General features: G+C 32.5%; 1 pseudogene. It reads right to left on the bottom strand.

The annotated features are described in order from the left end of the window. Positions 1-165: pseudogene (locus WKI42_RS10715) on the bottom strand (DUF4231 domain-containing protein); the annotation flags it as partial. Between the last annotated feature and the right edge of the window lie 217 nt (positions 166-382).

Genomic DNA, 382 nt, shown 5'->3' with positions numbered 1-382 from the left:
ATCACCTGGCATAGGAATAGCACAAAAGACAGCTATGAGGAAACCTGCCACAATTTCTGTTATTTTTAATACCTTATAGCGTCTACGATGTTGAACACTTTTCTTTAAAAAATGAGCTATCTGTACATCTAATCGCTCTGTCAGGTACATTTCTTCTGGCGTCATATTCGTAACTCCTTTTATCTATTCATTCTATTCAAAAAACTAGGATAACTGTCTAGTAGGTTTAGCAAATATTAATAATGTTGTCATGTTATTTTGGAAAGGAAGTCTCATGTTTATATCTAGTGGCAAAATATTGCTTCTCCTACTAGCAAAGTTCACCTAGTTTAATTATTATATCATAATCGAGACAAACTTACTTACTTACTTACTTACTTAC

Origin of the sequence: Streptococcus pseudopneumoniae (genome assembly GCF_038148935.1) — a bacterium.
Taxonomy (GTDB): Bacteria; Bacillota; Bacilli; order Lactobacillales; family Streptococcaceae; genus Streptococcus; species Streptococcus pseudopneumoniae_U.
This window is presented reverse-complemented; position numbering and strand designations above follow the sequence as displayed.